Source organism: Microcystis sp. M079S1, assembly GCF_020246425.1.
GTDB lineage: Bacteria > Cyanobacteriota > Cyanobacteriia > Cyanobacteriales > Microcystaceae > Microcystis > Microcystis aeruginosa.
The window spans coordinates 1-20,002 of record NZ_JADBSZ010000004.1; the positions used below are offsets into that span (position 1 = coordinate 1).

Consider the following 20,002-nt stretch of genomic DNA (forward strand, 5'->3'; position numbering starts at 1 on the left):
AACTGTTGACGATACTTTCGTTGTCAATGTCGGTGTAGTAGATAATCCACCAACTGTCCTCAATCCGATTACAGATGTCAATGTTAATGAAGATGCAGCTAATACCGTCATTGATATAAGCAATGTCTTCACTGATATTGATAATGACATCGCTTTAATTGTTAAATCAGTATTCGTCAATAGTAATCCGGGATTAGTCACTGCTACCATCGTTGACAATCAGTTAACCCTCGACTATCAAGATAATCAATCTGGGACAGCTAATATTACAATTCGGGGGACATCGAATGGTAAAACTGTTGACGATAGCTTCACCATAACAGTCGCATCTGTCAATGATGCACCCACATTGCAACAGGAAATAGCCAATCAAACCGCCACAGAAAATCAACCCTTCAACTTCACCATTCCCGCTAATACCTTCACAGATATTGACGGCGATAATCTCACCTACACCCTAGCAACAGAAACAGTCCTCCCCAGTGGAATAACCTTCGATGCCGCCACGGGAACCTTCAGTGGCACTCCCTCAGATACTGCTTCCGGCACTTATAACCTTACAGTAATCGCCAGCGACCCAGCCGGAGAGACCGCTGCTGACAGCTTCATCCTGGAAGTTCTCAACGCCGTCAACGGCGACAGCAGTAGTGAAACCGTCAACGGTACTAGCGGCGACGACTACATCAACGCCAGTGCCGGTAACGATACCGTCAACGGCGGTGAAGGCAATGATATTCTCGATGGCGGCACAGGAAATGACCGACTCGCAGGCGGTCCCGGTGACGATACCTACATTGTCGATAGCAGCCGTGACGTAGCCATTGAAAATGCTGGCCAAGGACAAGACACCGTCAAATCTTCTGTAAATTACACTCTCACTGTCAACATCGAAAATATCACCCTGACAGGTAACGCCAACATCGACGGGACAGGTAACAATCTAGATAATCTCATCACCGGTAACAGTGGCAATAACCTACTCAAGGGATTAGATGGCAATGACACTCTCCTCGGCGGCGCCGGTAACGATACTCTCATGGGTGGAAAAGGAAATGATGTTCTCACCGGCGGCGATGGCAGCGACTCATTCCTCTTTGGCAGTGGTGCTATCTTTAATACCAGTGATTTTGGAGTTGATAGTATCAATGACTTTATCAAAGGAAGTGACAAAATTATCCTGAGTAAAACCTCCTTCAATGCTCTTATCAGTACCGTCGGCAATAGCTTACAAACCGCCGAATTTGCCACCATCAATGATGCTGCTAACGAACTAAATCTAGTTGGTTCCAGTAATGCTAAAATCGTTTACAATTTAGCAACAGGTAATCTGTTCTACAATCAAAACGGTGCCACAGCAGGATTAGGTAATGGCGCACTTTTTGCCACCTTCAACGGCATCCCACAGTTAAGTGAGAATGACATTTTTCTCCAAGCTTAAGTAAACAGCCAGCGAAATATTCCATCTCGCAATTAACCATATATCAGGAAAATTACTCATGTTTAAACTCCCAACTTTAACCTTAATTACTGTTGCTAGTTTGCTGGCTTCTAATCTTGAAGCCTCCCACGCCGCTGTTGTCAATGGAAGTTTTGAAACTGGTAATTTTTCTGACTGGAATACCAGTGGACAAGCGAGCGTTGAAACTTCAGGTTTTCAGGTTACACCGGTTAACGGAAGTTATCAAGCAGTGTTACAAACTTGTCTTTTTATCGGTGCTTGTGATGACAGTCAATCTTTGACTAAGGCTAATGATTTAGAATCATTTCTCGGCTTATCAGGTAATGAGTTAAGCAATCTGGGGGTGATTGAAGGCTCGGCTATCAAACAGGCTATTACTGCTAATACTGGCGATATTTTCAGCTTTTCTTGGAATTTTCTGACTGATGAAGATGCGGCTAATGTAGATTACAGCGATTTCGCTTTTTTTACCCTTAATAATACCTTATATTCTTTGGCGGATATTCAATCTAGTTTTCCAGTTAATCCCTCTTTTTCCCATTTAAAGAAAGAAACAGGTTATCAAACCTACACGATACCAATATCGGTGACTGGAAATTATACTTTAGGGTTTGGGGTAGTTGATGTGGATAAGACAGGGGGAGGAGATAACACTATCAATTCGGCTTTATTAGTTGATAATATCAAGCTTACTAATATTGCCAAAGTTCCTGAACCTGATACTCTTTTCGGACTATTATTAACCCTAGGATTAGCCAGCAAGTGCAAGCGCAATAATTGTTAACATCACCCGCTATCAAGAAAAAGGGTTTCTTAAAGAAACCCTTTTTCTGCGTCAGTATATCACAAAAATTGCTTCGGTGCTTCAAGATAACTGATAACTGATAACTGATAACTGATAACTGATAACTGATAACTGATAACTGATAACTGATAACTGATAACTGATAACTGATAACTGATAACTGAAATGAATAACCCAAATACTGATTTTGATACTCCTTGGAAAGATGTCTTAGAAATCTACTTTGAAGACTTTGTTTCCTTCTTTTTTCCTCAAGCTCACGCGGGTATTGATTGGAATCAAGGCTTTGAATTTCTCGACAAAGAACTTCAACAAGTGGTGCGGGATGCTGAGTTAGGCAAACGTCTCGTCGATAAGTTGGTGAAAATTTATCGTATGGCGGGAGAAGAGACCTGGGTTTTAATCCACATAGAAATCCAGGGTCAGCGAGAAATTGACTTTGCTGAACGGATGTTTATCTATTACTATCGCATTTATGATCGTTACAGGCGTTCAGTAGCGAGTTTGGCAGTTTTAGGTGATGATAATGCTTCTTGGCGACCCAATCAATTTGAGCGTGAGTTATTTGATTGTCAAGTGAGTTTTCGCTTTCCGGTCGTCAAGTTGCTAGAATTTAAGCAGCAGTGGTCAGCTTTAGCAGCCAACCGCAATCCTTTTGCTACAGTCGTGATGGCGCATCTCCAAGCTTTAGAAACTCGGCAAAACCGAAAAAAGCGCAAAGAAGCGAAATTAGCATTAACTAAACGGTTGTACGAACAGGGTTATCAACGAGAGGATATTATCAACCTCTTTAAGTTTATCGATTGGCTGATGAGCTTACCCACTGAATTAGAACAAGAGTTTCAACAGGAATTAAATCAGTACGAGGAGGAAAAACGAATGCCTTATATTACCAGTGTTGAAAGAATGGGAATGGAAAAAGGGATGATTCAAAAAGCTCGAGAATCTGTCATTGATGCCCTTGAGATTCGCTTTGAGAATGTGCCTTCTGAACTGGTTAATAAGATTAGCCAAATTCAAGACACTTCTCTTCTAAAAAATCTCTTAAGACAAGCGATTACTCTTGACTCAATCTCAGATTTTCAGGACTATTTAAATCAGTTAATCAAACCTGAATAATTCTGGTTTGTCGCCCAAGAAAACGGGTTTCTTCAAGAAACCCGTTTTCTGTGTTTAGTGACGGAGTAGCGGCTTAAATGTGTAATTAATTTTGCTTAGGCACTTATTAATCGCTACAGTTTCTCTTATCTAGTTACGAGCGACTGAATTGGAGATACCAGCTTAGATTTTCCTCCTATTCACACAAGAGGATAACCATTGTTTTTAGACTATGAAAACCCTAGAAATTAAGCTATTAACACAACCTAAGAATATAAACATCGCATTACCTGTAGCAGCCCAGATAATCCCAACATTTATAACCCAGGATATAGAAGTAATAATTGGTTAAGTTTTTTTAAGGTTCCTGTGAAGTTACTAAAAACTTCTTGACATAGCTAGGTAGCTTAGTCTATACTCCCAGAGAAATAGTCAATGATGAACGCCTCGGTATTAAACTTCTTTGTCTTGGAGCTAAGGATATGAATAATCCTCTGTCGGTACCGGAAACGACAACTGCAACCCCCAATCAGTGGACTACTTATACGGTCACTAATAGTGATGATATTTATCTTACTCAAAAACTTATCTACAGTAGCGATGGCTTACCCTTAGAACCCAATGAAACCTATACAGCAAGTAGTACCGTTACCTTACCTAGTTATGTAGCGGGAAGTGGCTATTTATTATATAAGACAGATGCTTATAACTACCAAACAGAATCAAACGAAAACGATAACGTTTATGCTCAAGCACTTGATATAGCTCTACCCAATTTAATTATTACTGATGTCACCGCTCCCACTGCCGCTGGTGCTGGTCAGAGTATTACCTTATCTTGGACAGGGAAAAATGACAGTTCGATTGCTGCCACAAATTCCTACTGGTACTGGTATGACCAGGTAGTCTTCTCCACCAATAATATCTATGGGGATAGTGATGATATTTATCTTACCGATAAATTTATCTATAGTAGCAACGGCTTACCCTTAGAACCGAATGAAACCTATACAGCAAGTAGTACCGTTACCTTACCTAGTTATGTAGCGGGAAGTGGCTATTTATTATTTAAGACAGATGCTTATAACTACCAAACAGAATCAAACGAAAACGATAACGTTTATGCTCAAGCACTTGATATAGTAGATAATCCACCAACTGTCCTCAATCCGATTACAGATGTCAATGTTGACGAAGATGCAGCCAATACGGTTATTGATTTAACCCCCGTCTTTAGTGACCCCGATGGAGATCTAATTACTAAGAGTGTGTTATCTAACACAAATACTAGCTTGGTGACAGCAACTATCGTTAATAACCAATTAATCCTAGATTATCTCGAAAATCAGTTTGGAACGGCTCAAATTACCATCAGAGGAACATCGAAAGGTTTATTTATTGAGGATACCTTTACCATTACCGTCAACCAAGTGACGAAAGGTATACTCATTACAGGCACATCTGGCAATGACAATCTTGTCGGTGCAGACGGAAACGACACCCTACAAGGATTAGCCGGAAACGATACCCTAAATGGAGGACTGGGTTCGGATTCTCTCGAAGGAGGCAATGGCAATGATGTCTATTATGTGGATAACGTCAATGATGTGATTATTGATAGTGCAGGAACAGATACGGTTATTGCCCCCTTTAGTTATACCCTAGCAGCGGGATTAGAAAATCTAACCTTAACTGGGAATGGTAACTTAAATGGTACAGGAAACACCTTTAATAACACAATTATCGGCAATAACGGCAATAATTACCTCCTAGGCGATGCAGGGAACGATAAACTAGACGGCAAAGCAGGGGTAGATACCCTAGACGGAGGAGCAGGAAACGATACTTATACTATTGATAACGTCAACGATGTGATTATTGATAGTGCAGGAACAGATACGGTTTCCGCCTCCATTAGTTATACCTTGGCCGATAACCTTGAAAATCTCACCTTAACAGGTAGTACAGCGATTAATGGCACGGGGAACAATGGCAATAATGTGATAACGGGAAATTCAGGTGCAAATCTTCTTTCTGGGTTGGATGGTAATGATAGCCTTAATGGGGGAAATGGAAATGATACCCTACTCGGCGGAAATGGCGATGATACTCTCATAGGAGGGACAGGAAATGACAGCTTGACAGGAGGAAGTGGCCGTGATTTCTTCCGCTATAACTCCCGCACGGAAGGCATTGACACGATTACCGACTTTAATGTGCTAGATGACACGATTTTGGTATCTCGGAGTGGATTTAGTGGCGGTTTAACGGTTGGTACGTTACTAAATACCCAGTTTACTACCGGAACATCAGCGACGACCTCTGCTCATCGTTTTATTTATAATGCCAGTAATGGTCAATTATGGTACGACATTGATGGTACAGGAACAACAGCAGCCAGCCAAATTGCGACACTTTCTCCAACTTTAGCTTTAACTGCCAGCAATTTTGTGGTTTTCTAAGCATCATTAAAGGGAGTAGGCAATCATCGGGATAACTGTTTTTTTTCTAGGCATTGCCTACTTTTCTGGGCCTTTTAAACAGGATTTCCCGCTTTTTTCAAATCGATGATACACTCCCGCCGCTGCCTGCTGTCCCCTGAATACTCCCGCAGTTTTATATTTTCTTTAGACATGGGCTGTCCCAAAACCTGCTCAGAGCGGCCAAAAGTCAGAAAATAGAAATAAAGGTGCGATTGGAGAACTCGAGCAGCGATCGCACACATCAGCCGCCATTGGAGAAAGATAAAGTTATGGCAGATAACTACAGAAGTCGCATTGTTACCCAAGGTACCCAACGCAGTCCTAATCGGGCCATGTTAAGAGCGGTAGGTTTTGGGGATGAGGACTTTAGCAAACCAATCATCGGCATCGCTAACGGATTTAGCACCATTACCCCCTGTAACATGGGAATTAATGATTTAGCAATGCGTGCCGAAGCAGCCACCAGATTAGCGGGGGGAATGCCGCAACTTTTCGGGACTATCACCATTAGTGACGGGATTTCCATGGGAACAGAAGGGATGAAATATTCTCTCGTTTCTAGGGAAGTAATCGCCGATTCCATTGAAACCGTCTGTAATGGTCAAAGTCTCGATGGAGTCCTCGCTATCGGGGGTTGTGACAAAAATATGCCGGGGGCAATGATTGCCATGGCCCGGATGAATATTCCCGCTATTTTCGTCTATGGTGGCACGATTAAACCGGGGCGCTACAAAGATTGCGATTTAACCGTGGTCAGTTCCTTTGAAGCCGTGGGACAGTACAGCGCTGGTAAAATCAGTGAAGAAGACCTCATCGGAATTGAACGCAACGCTTGCCCCGGGGCCGGTTCCTGTGGTGGGATGTTTACTGCTAATACCATGTCTTCCATTTTTGAAGCCATGGGGATGAGTTTACCCTACTCCTCGACCATGGCCGCCGAAGATGCAGAAAAAGCCGATAGTACCGAAGAATCGGCCAAGGTTTTGGTCGAGGCGGTTAGAAAACAGATTCTACCTAGCCAAATCTTGACCCGTAAAGCCTTTGAAAACGCCATTTCGGTAATTATGGCGGTGGGAGGTTCCACTAACGCTGTGCTGCACCTTTTAGCCATTTCCCGCACCATCGGGGTAGAATTATCGATCGATGATTTTGAAACCATCCGCCAGCGTGTACCGGTTATCTGCGATCTTAAACCCTCCGGGCGTTACGTTACCGTAGATCTGCATAAAGCCGGCGGTATTCCCCAAGTGATGAAAATTCTGCTGGTTAATGGTTTACTGCACGGGGATGCCCTTACCATTAGCGGTCAGACTATCGCCGAGATTTTAGCCGATATTCCCGACCAACCGCCCTCAGGCCAAGATGTTATCCGTCCTTTTAGCAATCCTGTCTATAAAGAGGGTCATTTAGCCATTTTAAAAGGAAATCTGGCCACGGAGGGGTCTGTGGCCAAAATCAGCGGCGTGAAAACTCCGGTCATCACCGGACCCGCGCGGGTGTTTGAGTCGGAAGAAACCTGTTTAGAGGCAATTTTAGCCGGAAAAATTAAAGCCGGGGATGTGGTGGTTGTCCGTTACGAGGGACCGGTAGGCGGACCGGGTATGCGGGAAATGTTAGCCCCCACTTCGGCAATTATCGGCGCCGGTTTAGGGGATTCCGTGGGATTAATTACCGATGGTCGTTTTTCCGGGGGAACCTATGGCATGGTGGTCGGTCACGTCGCTCCAGAAGCGGCGGTGGGTGGTACAATTGCCCTAGTAGAAGAAGGGGATCAAATCACTATTGATGCTCGTCAGCGTCTCTTGAGTTTAAATGTATCGGAGGAAGAATTAACCCGTCGTCGTAACCATTGGCAACCGCGTCCCCCACGCTATAAAACGGGAATTCTCGGCAAATTCGCCAAGTTAGTCTCTTCTAGCAGTCTCGGCGCTTTAACGGATCTGAATCTGTTCTAAAAGTATAACTAGGAATGGCGATCAATTGCGATCGCCATTTCCCCCACTGCCCACCGAACACCCCCACTGATAACTGATAACTGATAAGACTGACGGCTCTAATTAGGGTTTGCGGCAAAAAGTAGGGGCGAAGCATTCGGATAGAAAATCTACGGTTTCACCGATAGGTTATTGCCCGAATGCTTCGCCCCTACAGGACGCGGGCCGATGAAGACACAAGGTTTTGAAGCATGATTCTCTCAAAATCTGGCACCTGTTTCGCTCGTAAAGCCACAAAACCCTTACCTGGCCTACATTTCACATTTATTCAGCCAGCCCTAATTAATGCTCATTCTTAATTCTCCTGCCTCCTGACTCCTGACGACCGACTCCTGACTCCGTTAAAGATTAATGACTATGACCTATCTACTCACTGTCTATCGAGCGCTCGAATGCCGTCCAGATACCTATCGGGACTGGTATGACCAAGGCAATATTTTAAAAGAAAGAATGGACTATTTTGGAGCCTTAATCAGCTACGAAAAAGCCTTAGAATATTATCCAGATGATTATTGGGCATGGTACAAAAGGGGTATGATACTAGAAGACTTGGGAATGTATGAAGAAGCGGCTCAAAGTTACGCTAACGCTGCACAGGTAAAGGATGATAACTATTGGGCTTGGTACGATCAAGGTTGTGTTTATCTACAGGAATTAAAGGACTACGAAAAAGCGATCGCTTGTTTTCAACGGGCCCTAAGTCACAGTCCGGGGGACTATTGGGCGGCCTACCGGCAAGGGGATGCCTATCGATTGCTCAAAAACTACGAACGCGCTATTACTTCCTATGATCTGGCCCTGGGGGCGCGACCCCGGGATTATTGGGCCTGGTATCGTCGCGGCGACGCTTTCCGGGATTGGGGCAATCCCCAAGAGGCCTTATTTAATTATCGTACCGCCCTCGACATCCGACCGAAAGATTACTGGTCTTGGTATCAACAGGGTGTGATCTTACAAGCATTACAGCGTTTACCAGAAGCGATCGCCTGTTATGAAGAATCGTTAAAAATCGATCGAGATGATCGCTATGCGTGGTATAATGCCGCCTGCTGTTATGCCGCCCTCGGTCAACAACAAAAAGCGATCGACTGTTTACGCGAAGCCATGGACATAGAACCGGATATATGTGGCGAATTAGTGCGTAATAACTTTGTTTTCGATGGTTTAAGGCAAAATGAAACCTTTAATGACCTCTTGAGTTGCTATTCCCCCAGCTAAAATCTTTTTGACTCGATCACCTCGATTCAGTACCTAGGGTTTGCTGAAAAGGTTTGTCGTGGGGTCTGGGGTGTAGGGTTTTAGGCATTTTCAGGGAAAAAGTGCCTAAATTTTCCCCCTGATCACTCCCATATCTGGCACTTTTTTGATGGCAAAAAAGCCTAAAGATATTAGCCAACAAGGTTTTTAGATTCATTTAGCCAGTCTGGATTAGCTACAATTGCAATTAGAGACAAATTATTGAGAATCTTATGCGAGAACTAGACAGAGACAAAACCATCGAACAACTAAACGAAATCATGGAATTTGAACTAGCGGGAGTTGTCCGTTACACCCACTATTCCCTGATGGTGACAGGTCCCCATCGCATCCCTATCGTCCAATTTTTCCAGACTCAGGCCACGGAGTCCCTCACCCACGCGCAACAAGTTGGGGAAATTCTCACCGGTTTAGAAGGTCATCCTAGCTTAAAAATTGCCCCAATCGAGGAAAGCTATGAACACAATATCAAAGCAATCTTGAGTGAGAGCCTCAATCATGAGAAAAAATCCCTTGATTTGTACAAAGCACTCCTAGAAACCGTCGAAGATGCCAGTATTTACCTAGAAGAATTCGCTCGCGGTATGATCGGACAAGAAGAATTACACAATCTGGAAATTCGCAAGATGCTGCGGGATTTTGCTTAAGCTAGGATCAAGCTAGAGTTTATCCACTAGCTTATGAATCTTAGTTCCGCTTTACCCACTTTTATTATCACTCTCCGGGAAGGTTTCGAGGCCGCTTTAGTGGTGGGAATTGTCCTCGCTTGTTTACAAAAATCGGGTCGATCGCAACTTAACTCATGGGTGTATCGTGGTATTGGTGCGGGAGTGGTCGCTAGTGTTTTGGTCGGTATTTTGCTAGGGGGAATCCTTTTTCAAGTGGATGCTTCTCCTAGTCCATTCGTACCAATGCTCAAGGAATTACTGGCCGCCACTTTTGGACTGATTGCCGTTTTGATGTTGAGTTGGATGTTAATTTGGATGACTCAACAGGCCAAATCTTTGAAATCTGAGGTAGAAAGTGCGGTAAAAGCGGGTTTAAAATCGGAAAATGGGGCAGGAAAAGCGATTTTTCTGCTCGTTTTTATCGCTGTCTTGCGGGAGGGATTTGAAACTGTCCTCTTTATCCTGGCCCAATTCCAAAAAGATTGGCAGATACAAACCCTCGGCGCGATAGCGGGGTTAAGTGTCGCAACCTTGTTGGGAATTCTCCTATTTGCAGGGGGAGTAAAAATTAATATCCGTCTCTTTTTCCAAATTATGGGGACTTTCCTCCTCTTAATCGTTGCGGGATTACTCATCGGTGTTTTGAAACATATCGACGCAGGAATCAGTCTTTTAAGTGAAATTGACCCTTTTTATCGCCATTTCTGTCCTTCTCTTCCCTCCTCCTGTCTTCTCGGTTTTCAAGTTTGGGACGGTTCCCAAATTTTGAGCGATCGCACTTTCCCCGGACTCCTCCTTAAATCCCTGTTTGGTTATCGTCAAAACCTCTATATCAGTCAAATTGTTGCTTATATCCTCTTTTTAATGCTTATCGGTGGCCTCTATTTCCAAAGCTTACGACAACGTCCTCAAACAGTGATCAGTAAACAGTGATCAGTAAACAGTAAACAGTAAAAAGACAGTAGGAAACTTCTATTTAATACTGCACACTTAAAAACTCACATCTGATAACTGTTAACTTACCCACTGATAACTGTTAACTTACCCACTGATAACTGTTAACTTACCCACTGATAACTGATAACTGAATACTGATAACTGATTATGACTACTTGGCAATGTGACGGTATCCCTAAAGATGGTAAAACTTATCCGCAAGCGATTGCGGGAGGTCATGAACCCTGCGAAAATACTACTCCTGATTGTCCTATCTGTGGCCTGCCTAGGGAAGCGATGGATCCCGTAACAACGACAGTTAAAACCACGGTTGTGGTGTCCCCGGGGGGTACAACTAGAGTCGGCCAAAAATCGAACTGGTTACTTCCCTTCGCTTTGATAATTACCGCTTTAACCGCAGGTTTAGGGGGTTGGAGTCTATTGCAAATGCTCATCCCCAAACCCGATACTTCCCCAGTCGTCCGGGAAAAAACCCCAGACAAGCAAACCAAGGCAACTTTTGTGAGTAATACGGCTAAAAATCCCGATTTATTTAGCCAAGGTGAGAAAATACTGCTTAATTCCACTCCTAACAAAGAAAAAGGCGCAGCGGCCTTTAAAAAGGAAGATTGGTCAAATGCGATCGCATCTTACCAACTGGCGGCCACTCCCCAAGCAAACGATCCGGAGGGCAAAATCTATTACAATAACGCCAAAGCCAGACAAAAAGGTAATCAAAAGACTATAGCCGTTGTTGTCCCCATCGCTAACGACCCCAACAGCGCCAAGGAAATTCTCCGAGGTGTGGCAAGGTATCAAGAGGAGTTTAATAATTCTAATCCGGGTAATCCTTTGGAAATAGTCATCGCTAATGATGGCGGTGGGTTACAATCAAAAGCGATCGCTGATGATCTGATTCAATCCGGTCAAGTTTTGGCAGTTATGGGCCACGGAATCGATCCTTTTAGTCAAAAAGCGATTGAAAGTTACGAAAAAGAAGGATTAGCGATTCTTTCTCCCCTGACTACCAGTGTTAGTCAAACGGGAAAATCAACCCTGAAAACCATTCCCCTTAAGGATAAGTCTCAGGAAGTTTTAGGCAGTTATCTGGAAGCAGTGGCCAAAACTTTGGCTAATTATGCTAGTCAGCAAGAGAATTCTCCCTCAGTGGTTCTTTTTTATAATTCCGATAGTCCCTATAGTCAAAAATTAAAGGATTCCTTTGCTAAAGCGATAAAGGAACCTGGAGGCAAGATAGTTAAGGCAATAGACACCACCAAAGCCAATTTTAACGCTAAAACCGCCATAGATCAGGCAAAACAAGCCGGCGCTAGGGTGGTATTTTTGGCCTTGAGTAAAGACGGCGATCGCATCGATCAAGCCGTGGCTATTGCCCAAGAATCGTCTGGAATGCTCTTATTAGGCGGAAATGAACTTTATACACCCGATATCCTCATTCAAGGAGCAGATAGCATCGACGGATTAGTTCTAGCAGTACCTTGGAGTTTCCAAGCAACGGATCCTTTTGCCAAAGATGCGCTGAAAAGTTGGCGCGGTCGCGTCAGTTGGCGTACTGCTACCGCCTACGATAGCATGAAAGTATTAGGGGAAGCGATCGCTAAAAGTTCTGACCGTGCTACTGTAGTCGAAACTTTAAATCGAGGAATCACCTTGCAGGGAAGCACCACGGATTTTAACATTTTTAACCAAGTTCCCTTGGTGCGTGCTAATCGCGGCAATGAGGGGCCAAAGGGTTCTCAATATCAATTCGATCCTATCTAAAATAGATAATGTGATGTCGAGGAGTAGAATCAAGTCTAATTTTATGAACAATATCTTACCCATCCTAGCTTTGTTAATGTCGGTGTCGGGAATTGCCGTGTCTTTGGGACGGGAGGAAGTCCGATGTCATCTCGGTTTAGAATCGGCAGCCTGTCCCCAGGAAGAACAAAACATCAGCGAAGACACCCCCGCAACTACCCCCGCAACTACCCCAGAATCTCCCCGGATAAAAGAAACTCCCCCGGAAACCACCCGCAATAGCGAACCTTCCCCCGAAGTTTCCCCCTCTCCTGAAAGCGAAACCCCGGTGGAATTCACCCCCATCCCGGAAAAGAACCCCAGTCCAGAAGTACCCCCCGAAAATCCCCCCACCTCAGAAACCAAAGCGGTGGAAAAAACTCCAGATGCAGAAAAAAGTCCCGATGTCAATCCATCTAAAGATGGAGAAACTGAAAGTATTCCGTTAGAAGTTATTCCCCCCGCACAGTAAAATCGGACAAAATCAATTTCTGGTGGGGTAGGGTTGATTCATGAATCAACCCTACAGACCCTGGACAGTAAAATCGGACAAAATCAATTTCTGGCTGAGGATAGGCACTCATGCAAGAGGTAGTTATACTAAATCTGGTTATTAAAGACTGATTATTCATTCCCCTTTTTGCATGAGTGCATGAGTAGAAAACGGGTTTCTCCGAGAAACCCATTTTCTGTGCGTTACTCAATTGTATCTAGCTTCTTTCAGCAAACCCTAACTAACAGAACTACCAACCAAATATGTTGGATTAACGTTTCTTGCGAAGTCCCATTAATCCGAGTCCTGTAAAAGCCAGAAGTCCAAAGATAGAACTGGGTTCGGGAACATGAACGTAGTCTTCTACTTCTCCATGAGATATACAGTTTCCTGCTGCTGCATCGGTGGTGTTACAGTCTGCTTTAGAGTAATATTCACCAAAAGGTTTCACGTCCAAATCTAACGGGTCCCAAGTGAGGCGGAAGCGACTATAAAGACCATCTGCTTTGGGATTGAATCCTAGATTATAACGCTTGGTAAAGATGCCTGGTGCTAGGGTGAGTAAATCATCAATGTAGAGTTCTGATGTGTGGTCGAAGACTCCATTGTAATTAGTGTCCCACCATGCACGAAGTTGATAGGGGTTAGGATCGGGTCGATTAATATTGAAAGTTACATCTACCCAACTGTCTCCAAAAATTACACCATCTTCATCGTCTAATAAGAGACCATCGGTACAAGCACAATTTCCTAAAATACTCTTATCATCTCCATCTGCTTGCCCTGTGGGTTGACCATCTGGCTCTGTCTCCCAGAGATTTCCAAGTCTTTGTAAATCACCTTCTCGATAAAATGGACCGTCTGAATTTAGCAATGTAGAGTAGCTATCAGGAGCGTCACCAAAGTCCGCACAACCGTCAGATGATTGAGCGGTAGCTAAGATATCTAATGATTTTATCTTGGGTGCTTTTCGAGGTGCAGGACATAGGGCGGTTATATCATAGCCCCATCTCCAACCATCGTGGATAGTAGCATCTTTAGTCTCTAAATCAAAGGTAGCTAAGTAAGTTTCAAAGCGAACAACCCGACTAAATGGAATTTCTTCTATTGGATCTGAAGGTTTATCCGAAAACCTCATCGTAGTTGGAGGGATAGTAGGAGGGTCTGTCTTTGGTCCTTGATTTGCTTCTGTTCGGTCTTCTGTAAAGTACCAGGGAAGATCGTCATCATTGGGAAATGGATCGATATAACTAACTAATGCTCCCTTTGCTCCGGTATTGTCTGTAAATAAGTTAATAAACCGTAAGTCTTGAATAGCAGGATCTGCTGCTCCTCTCGCATAAGTTGCTATGATAGCGGCTGCTCCTCTAGGAACCGATATTCCATCACAAACGAAGATGTCTATTGGGGTTACTGGAGTGCCACAGTCTATGGCTTGGTAAGTATTGATTGTTAGAGTTCCCCCTAAAGCAGCACCCGGTTTCGCTGTCCAGCCAGCAAATTGAGTTGCCGCATCAGCATCGAAAACATCAAAAATATCGGCGCCTACATCTGGAGGGGGTAGATAAAGATTCTTCCAAGGTTCTGGTAACTTAGGATCTTGAGTAGGATTTAACTTCACTGTTCCTACTAATGCGCCTGGTGCATATGGTACGATGACTAACTCCGTCAAATCTACAGAAGGTCTATAATTAGCACCTGTAGGACCAACAATGGTAAAAGCAAAACTTGGAAGAGAAAAGCCTCCAATAATCGTAACAACACTAGCCGTCATAGCAGTGCTGGCAGCACTGATTGCCCATTTTGTAGAAATAACTTTAATCATTGGCATATAATCTTGAATTGAGTATTTAGGGTTTGCTGTTATTTCCGCTTTTCCCAACAGTTGAGTATGATCGCCCCTCACAGCCAGATCAAGCAACAGCCCAACCTAACCGTAATAGCAGATAGCGGAATGATACACATTCCCCCCCCCCACAACTGTATTCTAAGCTACATTTTTAAAATATTTACACTCCTCTCCGTCATACAAAATCTGGTTATTAAAAACTGATTATTTATTCCCCCTTTTTGACTTTTTTCTCGCCGTTAGGCGGGTCAATTTTTTTGAGAAAATTGAAGTATATTAAGTTTTGTTAAGAACAATGAAACTAAAACGGTTATCGGTGATTCAAAAGTATTATAATTGTCTTTGTTATCCTAAATCAATAGTTTCTGCTTGTCAATAATTATGAACAGTTATCAAACTCATAATGCTTGTAGGGGCGAAGCATTCGGGCAATAACCTATCGCTGAAACCGTAAATTTACTATCCGAATGCTTCGCCCCTACCCTAAATTTTTTCTTGTTTTTCTCTTGTTCCAAGGCAGAGCCTTGGAACAGAATATTTAAGGCTCTGCCTTAAAGTAATATTCAGAGAGAACCCTTGATTCAGTGAACAGTTATTAGTTCAGGTAGAACCTGGGAACGAGATATAAAAATCAAAAGTATTATAATTGTATTTGTTGTCCTAAGTGGGTGGGTGGAATTAAATATAAAATGAACGTAGGTTGGGTTGAAGCATGAAACCCAACGCCCGCATGGGTTACGCTACCGCTAACCCATCCTACAAATAATTGTGCCTACCTACTTAAATCAATAGTTTTTGCGTGTCAATAATTATGAATAGTTATCAAACCTATTTAACCATCGATCATTCTCAGAAGATTATCCTCTCTAACTTACCCTTTAAAGCAGGAACAAAGTTAGCCATTAACATTCAAGTAGTTGAGGATGAAAAGACAGAAGCCGATTTTGAAGCTTTATTAGATAAAACCCAGGCAATCTGGACTAAAGGAGATGGCTTAGAATATCAGCAAAAAATTCGAGAGGAGTGGATATGAAACGATTAATAGACTCCTGTATTTTAATCGACCATTTTAATGGTATTACCCAAGCTACAGTTTATCTAAAAGCTCACTTCTGTCATTACTAAAGCCGAAGTTCTCATTGGTTTTGATGATGATAATTCCTTTGACAAAGCAGGAGAGTTGTTAAGCCATTTTCCCCTGATAGATTTAGATGTCAACATCACTGATTTAGTCATTCAAATCCGTCGTGAACAAATCAAAAAAAAGGCAACCAAACAGCCTAACAAAAAGGTTATTCAATGGAAATTGCCCGATGCCATTCAAGCAGCGATCGCCCTTTACTAAGCTAAACGGCTTTTACTTCGGATCACCGATATAGACTCCAAAAGGGTTATAGCTGTTGGATCATGCAGGTTAAGCGCCGTTTAGCTTATAATCTCAAATTAGTCACTCGTAATACCCAAGATTTTGATCTCAATCAACATCCATTTATTGAGATTCCCTATACCATCTAACAATAAAACTGAAACAGTTATCGGTGATTCAAAAGTATTATAACTGTATTTGTTATCCTAAATCAATAGTTTTTGCGTGTCAGTAATTATGAATAGTTAGGGTTTGCTGAAAAAGTACGGGCGACGATCCCTAAAACCCTTACCTTGCCTACATTTCACATTTATTCAGCAAGCCCTATTTACTTTTAGTCAAAATTAATTAACTTCTAACCCTGGAATGCTTAACTGTTCAGTTTTTGGCTGTGTTTCCCCCAGATAATCCCCTTGCAACATATTAATTAAACAGCCACCAAGATGATAGGCCATATTCACGGGAACCGCATTACCAATCTGTCGATATTGAGAGGTTAAATTACCGGTAAATTGCCAATCATCAGGGAAGGACTGCACTCGTGCATATTCTCTCACAGTCAGAGGACGAGTTTCTTGGGGATGACATCTTTCTGTTTGGGTTTGTGCCGGACTACAGGTAATAGTTAAAGCTGGTTCATCCCAAGATAATCTTTTAGCATATCCTGTCCGTCCGCCGTGATTTTTGAGACTATTTTTCATATATTCTTTTTGAATATCCATCGGCAAATTCCGCCAATTTCCTCCTGCGGGAACTAAAGACATAATCTCTTTTTTTCTTTCTTTATATTCTACTCCTGGAGAACTTGGACAATTCTCTAGAGCTTTTTTCAGAGAAATAGTATAGTTTCTATATTGGGGAAAAATGGGTTTAATATTTAGGTCTTGACGGGTGGCAATAATAATTAATCTTTCTCTTTTTTGAGGAACATCGAGAAATTGGGCTGATAAAACTTGATAAGCAGCATAATAACCGATTTCCTGTAAAGCTTGCAGCATTAATTGGAGGGTTTCTCCTTTTTTATTGCTTAATAATCCTCGAACATTTTCGGCCATAGCGATTTTAGGTTGCACTTCCTGTAAACAACGTGCAAACTCAAAAAATAAGCTCCCTCTCAAATCTTCTAATCCTTTTCCTAACCCAGCATAACTAAAAGGTTGGCAGGGAAAACCTCCAGCTACAATATCTATTTTGTGTCTAAAATTGGAAAATTCAATCTTTTTTATGTCTTGATTTATAACATTCCATTGCGGTCGATTGAGTCTTAAAGTATTAACACAATCTTGGTTAATTTCCACCAGTAATTGCGTTTTTAGTCCCGCATTTTCTAAACCTAAAGCGATACCACCACAGCCAGCAAATAATTCGATAACTGTGTAATTAGTTGGCTCAACAGTTTGTAAAATTCTCAATTCTCCAGGGGATTGGTTATTTTTAAGATTGGTTAATTGCTCGAGATCAAATAGCCAATCAACTTGATTGATTTTCTGACCTTTGATTAATTTTTTCTTTTGCCATGTTAGTATTTCTGCGGTAGTTACACCGAGAATATTAGCGGCTTTTTGTAGATTTACCTGAGTCATAACCAATAATTAGCAACTTATCTACTTTTTTATTATAAATCAAAGTAGCTAAACTTAATAAACAACAATAAAGGCTGAACAAGGTTCAGCCTCCAGTATAAATTTTAACTCTTTCCTACTTACGTCCCGGAACTGTATATTTAAAATTCATCGGGCCGGTATAACCAGAAACCTCCGCTAATTTCTCTAATCTTTGGGTTCCCGAATATTCTTGACCCTTAATAATCCAAGTGGGGAAACCTTTAATTCCGGCATCGCGACAAGCTTGGGGATTACCATTAACCCCTTGGGGATCGCATTCGATATAAACCCCTTCTTTTTTGAGGATTTCTCCCGCTTCCTTACCAAATAACTGTTTTTGATCGTAACAGTGGGGACACCAAAAAGCCCCGTATTCTTTCGCACCAATTGCTTTTAAATGTTTAGCCAGGGCGATTTCTGCCTCTCCCGAAACCGTGGTTACTTCCCAACCGTAGGGAGGTTTAGCCGCTGTCATTGGCTGGGTAATTTCTTCTTTTCCTCCTGCCACCGTGGGGGAATTTACTCCTGCGTAAACCGCTAAAGTTCCCACAAAAGTAATCATTGCCACTACAACCATCGGCAGTATAATTTGTCCTAAACCTTCCCATTCGCGACCGATAATTGTGAGAATTAATAGGGTTAAAGCGAACAAAGCCGAAGTGATGCAGTAGGGACACAATTCCTTTAATTCCGTGGCTAGAATATACATTAAATAACCACTAAATACCGCCATCGCCGTCGCCCCCGCTAACAGCAATAACCAGGTATTATTTTCTAAACTTTTGCGGAGATTTTTCTGAGTTTCCCCATTGATAAATAGAGGACTGAGGGCAAAAACCGCCATGGCAATATAGGCCAAAAAACCGAACAAACTCAAGGGCAGCCCGAAAACCGTAGCGTAGGGACTATTAAGAACACCACTACAACCAGCCCCATCACTAGCCCCGGCGGTACAGGCAGCAGCCCCTCCCGTCAGTTTGGTAATGGTTAAATAGCCGGTCAGAATCGCCCCCACGATCGAAACGCCCCCAATTAGAGGCCGGGAGTAGCGATGAATCCAAGGTACAGAACGACGACGCATAATATTGTTTAGATTAAATTACAGCAGAATTCAGGAGTCAGGAGAGAAATCGAAATGTACTTTGTCGAAAGGAAAAATTCCGTAACGATATGGTGTTAATTAGGACGTTTTCAATTCCTAAAAACTTAGGATAGCTATCCCCTGAAACTATCCGCCATTCTAGCAAGGGGTTATGTGGACAGGGGCAAAGAAGGGAGAGAATTATTAATTTTTGCTTTTTGGTCGTTGATCTGGCGGGCCGTTTCCACAAATTGCGACACCCGAATCGGATCCACCGGTTCAGTAATTTTGCCATGACGCTTGAGGGAACTAGCCACGATCACCCCATCAGCAGCCGGCAGCAACTGCCCGATATTGTCCAAATCAGCCCCGCTGCCGATAAAAACCGGTGTTCCCTTGGCCGCCGCCACTGCCAGTTCCAAATCCTCAAAACTGGGGGGGCTACCGGTAGCCCAACCGGAGAGGATCACCCCGTCTGCCAGTCCCCGTTCGATCGTATCTTGCACTGCCGTAGTCAGATTAGGGGTTCCCAAGGGGCGGGCGTGTTTAACTAAAACATCCGCTAAAATTTTGACCTCAGACCCCAATTCGCGGCGATAACGCAGGAGTTCGTGGGCCTGACCCTCAATAATGCCCTGATCGGTGGCCATAACCCCCGTTAGCACATTAACCCGAATAAATTGGGCATTAACACAGGTAGCGATCGCTAAAGCACTATGGGCATCATTGCGGAGAACATTAAGACCAATCGGTAAGACCACCAGATTTTTAATGCGATCAACAATTAAAGTCATGGCACTAACCACGGCGGGATCCACCTGTTGCTTAGTAAAGGGGGCATCAAAAAAATTCTCGATAATCAAACCATCAACACCGCCGGCAGCCAAAGCCGTCGCCTCCTGTTCAGCCCGCTCGATCACCGTCTTGAGACTGCCACCCCAACGGGGGGAAGTGGGCAGGGGGGCGAGATGAACCACGCCAATAATCGGGTTTTTTGTCTTGAAAGTTGCAATTAAGTTCACAGCGTCTACTACTCTTAGCGTCCCAAACCATGCGCCGCTCACCCATTTTAACAGGGTGAAAGCCTAGCCACGGTTCCACGGGGGGGA

The 20,002-nt window shown here is 43.1% G+C and carries 16 protein-coding genes; 12 read left to right on the top strand and 4 right to left on the bottom strand.

The features are described 5' to 3' along the window. From IM456_RS00160 to IM456_RS00205, 10 genes are all read left to right on the top strand, one after another. A partial coding sequence (locus IM456_RS00160) for a putative Ig domain-containing protein (protein ID WP_287693251.1) occupies window positions 1-1,438 on the top strand: 1,438 nt, incomplete at its 5' end. Window positions 1,439-1,496: 58 nt separating this feature from the next. After that, window positions 1,497-2,243: a PEP-CTERM sorting domain-containing protein gene (locus IM456_RS00165; protein ID WP_287693252.1), complete on the top strand. Its 747-nt coding sequence runs from the start codon at window positions 1,497-1,499 to the stop codon at window positions 2,241-2,243. A 186-nt stretch (window positions 2,244-2,429) separates the two neighbouring features. Continuing rightward, window positions 2,430-3,383: an RpnC/YadD family protein gene (locus IM456_RS00170; protein ID WP_287693253.1), complete on the top strand. Its 954-nt coding sequence runs from the start codon at window positions 2,430-2,432 to the stop codon at window positions 3,381-3,383. A 461-nt stretch (window positions 3,384-3,844) separates the two neighbouring features. Next, complete coding sequence (locus tag IM456_RS00175) at window positions 3,845-5,824, top strand: CARDB domain-containing protein (RefSeq protein ID WP_287712716.1); 1,980 nt, start codon at window positions 3,845-3,847, stop codon at window positions 5,822-5,824. A gap of 290 nt (window positions 5,825-6,114) precedes the next feature. Then, complete coding sequence (ilvD, locus tag IM456_RS00180) at window positions 6,115-7,800, top strand: dihydroxy-acid dehydratase (RefSeq protein WP_106909626.1); 1,686 nt, start codon at window positions 6,115-6,117, stop codon at window positions 7,798-7,800. 396 nt (window positions 7,801-8,196) lie between these two features. Next, complete coding sequence (locus IM456_RS00185; protein ID WP_149987070.1) at window positions 8,197-9,057, top strand: tetratricopeptide repeat protein; 861 nt, start codon at window positions 8,197-8,199, stop codon at window positions 9,055-9,057. A 251-nt stretch (window positions 9,058-9,308) separates the two neighbouring features. After that, complete coding sequence (locus tag IM456_RS00190; RefSeq protein ID WP_002731529.1) at window positions 9,309-9,743, top strand: ferritin-like domain-containing protein; 435 nt, start codon at window positions 9,309-9,311, stop codon at window positions 9,741-9,743. A 33-nt stretch (window positions 9,744-9,776) separates the two neighbouring features. Further along, window positions 9,777-10,697, top strand: coding sequence for an FTR1 family iron permease (locus IM456_RS00195; RefSeq protein ID WP_287691789.1), 921 nt, complete (start codon window positions 9,777-9,779; stop codon window positions 10,695-10,697). Between the two features lie 171 nt (window positions 10,698-10,868). Beyond that, complete coding sequence (locus IM456_RS00200; RefSeq protein WP_287691791.1) at window positions 10,869-12,482, top strand: ABC transporter substrate-binding protein; 1,614 nt, start codon at window positions 10,869-10,871, stop codon at window positions 12,480-12,482. Between the two features lie 43 nt (window positions 12,483-12,525). After that, the gene (locus tag IM456_RS00205) at window positions 12,526-12,972 is read left to right on the top strand and encodes a hypothetical protein (protein WP_149987068.1); all 447 of its coding nucleotides are present in this window, start codon (window positions 12,526-12,528) and stop codon (window positions 12,970-12,972) included. A 292-nt stretch (window positions 12,973-13,264) separates the two neighbouring features. Here IM456_RS00205 and IM456_RS00210 read toward each other — a convergent pair whose 3' ends face one another. Further along, a complete protein-coding gene (locus IM456_RS00210; protein ID WP_287691792.1) occupies window positions 13,265-14,914 on the bottom strand; it encodes a PEP-CTERM sorting domain-containing protein in 1,650 nt (549 codons plus the stop codon). 739 nt (window positions 14,915-15,653) lie between these two features. On the opposite strand from IM456_RS00210, the gene IM456_RS00215 reads away from it, so the two are divergent. Beyond that, entirely contained in the window at window positions 15,654-15,875 is a 222-nt protein-coding gene (locus IM456_RS00215; protein WP_002776915.1) for a hypothetical protein, read from the top strand. A gap of 147 nt (window positions 15,876-16,022) precedes the next feature. Further along, window positions 16,023-16,187, top strand: a complete 165-nt coding sequence (locus tag IM456_RS00220; RefSeq protein WP_253881471.1) for a PIN domain-containing protein — start codon at window positions 16,023-16,025, stop codon at window positions 16,185-16,187. Window positions 16,188-16,552: 365 nt separating this feature from the next. Here the strand turns inward: IM456_RS00220 and IM456_RS00225 are convergent, their stop codons facing one another. The 3 genes from IM456_RS00225 to btpA all read right to left on the bottom strand — a co-directional run bounded on the left by IM456_RS00225 (window position 16,553) and on the right by btpA (window position 19,915). Continuing rightward, the gene (locus tag IM456_RS00225; RefSeq protein WP_149988298.1) at window positions 16,553-17,791 is read right to left on the bottom strand and encodes a DNA cytosine methyltransferase; all 1,239 of its coding nucleotides are present in this window, start codon (window positions 17,789-17,791) and stop codon (window positions 16,553-16,555) included. A gap of 115 nt (window positions 17,792-17,906) precedes the next feature. Then, window positions 17,907-18,893 (bottom strand): vitamin K epoxide reductase family protein, encoded by a 987-nt coding sequence (locus IM456_RS00230; protein WP_287691794.1) that lies wholly within the window; start codon window positions 18,891-18,893, stop codon window positions 17,907-17,909. Window positions 18,894-19,063: 170 nt separating this feature from the next. Continuing rightward, a complete protein-coding gene (btpA, locus tag IM456_RS00235) occupies window positions 19,064-19,915 on the bottom strand; it encodes a photosystem I biogenesis protein BtpA (RefSeq protein ID WP_008198523.1) in 852 nt (283 codons plus the stop codon). Between the last annotated feature and the right edge of the window lie 87 nt (window positions 19,916-20,002).

Coding starts and splice junctions, on each gene's coding strand:
- IM456_RS00165 (WP_287693252.1), top strand. CDS start 1,497: ATGTTTAAACTCCCAACTTTAACCTTAATTACTGTTGCTAGTTTGCTG.
- IM456_RS00170 (WP_287693253.1), top strand. CDS start 2,430: ATGAATAACCCAAATACTGATTTTGATACTCCTTGGAAAGATGTCTTA.
- IM456_RS00175 (WP_287712716.1), top strand. CDS start 3,845: ATGAATAATCCTCTGTCGGTACCGGAAACGACAACTGCAACCCCCAAT.
- ilvD (WP_106909626.1), top strand. CDS start 6,115: ATGGCAGATAACTACAGAAGTCGCATTGTTACCCAAGGTACCCAACGC.
- IM456_RS00185 (WP_149987070.1), top strand. CDS start 8,197: ATGACCTATCTACTCACTGTCTATCGAGCGCTCGAATGCCGTCCAGAT.
- IM456_RS00190 (WP_002731529.1), top strand. CDS start 9,309: ATGCGAGAACTAGACAGAGACAAAACCATCGAACAACTAAACGAAATC.
- IM456_RS00195 (WP_287691789.1), top strand. CDS start 9,777: ATGAATCTTAGTTCCGCTTTACCCACTTTTATTATCACTCTCCGGGAA.
- IM456_RS00200 (WP_287691791.1), top strand. CDS start 10,869: ATGACTACTTGGCAATGTGACGGTATCCCTAAAGATGGTAAAACTTAT.
- IM456_RS00205 (WP_149987068.1), top strand. CDS start 12,526: ATGAACAATATCTTACCCATCCTAGCTTTGTTAATGTCGGTGTCGGGA.
- IM456_RS00215 (WP_002776915.1), top strand. CDS start 15,654: ATGAATAGTTATCAAACCTATTTAACCATCGATCATTCTCAGAAGATT.
- IM456_RS00225 (WP_149988298.1), bottom strand. CDS start 17,791: ATGACTCAGGTAAATCTACAAAAAGCCGCTAATATTCTCGGTGTAACT.
- IM456_RS00230 (WP_287691794.1), bottom strand. CDS start 18,893: ATGCGTCGTCGTTCTGTACCTTGGATTCATCGCTACTCCCGGCCTCTA.